This is a genomic window from Streptomyces sp. A1136 (genome assembly GCF_004795055.1).
In the GTDB taxonomy this organism is placed as follows: Bacteria; Actinomycetota; Actinomycetes; order Streptomycetales; family Streptomycetaceae; genus Streptomyces.
This window is the reverse complement of sequence record NZ_SSBJ01000148.1, coordinates 1-731: the sequence shown is the minus strand read 5'-3', so window position 1 is coordinate 731 and position 731 is coordinate 1. Positions and strand designations below refer to the sequence as shown.

The following is a 731-nucleotide window of genomic DNA, read 5'->3' as shown; positions in this document are numbered from 1 at the left end:
CGTCGGCGTCGTCCCGCCGGTGGGTGGGGAAAGGACAGGCCGTCGCCCATCAATCTTTGTGGCGACCTGAAGCGATGACGGTGGTGGCTGTGGAGAGGCCCGGTATCGGTGACGGCCTTATCTCCCCTCCGGCGGTTGGCCGCGTACGAGACCGTGGGGTGGGGACGGGTCGGGGTGCCCCCGCAGCAAACTGCACACACGGCCGTCTTGAAGCGACTGACCCCGCACCTTGCAGTTTGTGAGGAGGTACCCCGGCGCGGCCCCGCCCCACCCACGTGCCGGAGGAACCGCGAACCTGACAGCCCGGCCGGCGTTTGAGGCCATCAGTAAGCGGCACCCCCAGCCCCAGAGGCCGCCGCCAGGCAGACGCACCCACACCTGAAGCCACACCCCACCTCCCCACCGGTAGGCTCTGATCAAGCGGGCCGCAAGCCCACCTCACCGCCCCGAAGGGAACCCCCATGGCACTCGAAGCCGGCCTCCTGGAAATCCTCGCCTGCCCGGCGTGCCACGCCCCCCTCGAGGAGTCGAAGACCGACTCGACCCCGGAACTCCTGTGCACCGGCGAGGGCTGCGCCCTCGCTTACCCGATCCGCGACGGCATCCCCGTCCTCCTCGTCGACGAGGCCCGCCGCCCCGCCTGACCAGGGCGGACAGGCGTACCCGCACGCGCGGCACGCGAACCCCGCCCGGGGCGGACCAGGCGTACCCGCACCCACGGAACGCGAGCC

At 71.5% G+C, this 731-nt stretch carries 1 protein-coding gene; it reads left to right on the top strand.

The genetic code is table 11. The features are described from left to right. The first annotated feature begins 461 nt into the window (after positions 1 to 461). Positions 462 to 644: a Trm112 family protein gene (locus tag E6R62_RS37755; RefSeq protein ID WP_003950440.1), complete on the top strand. Its 183-nt coding sequence runs from the start codon at positions 462 to 464 to the stop codon at positions 642 to 644. Positions 645 to 731: the final 87 nt, after the last annotated feature.

What these genes read in the sequence shown, in the direction of transcription:
- E6R62_RS37755 (WP_003950440.1), top strand. Translation starts at nt 462, where the DNA reads ATGGCACTCGAAGCCGGCCTCCTGGAAATCCTCGCCTGCCCGGCGTGC.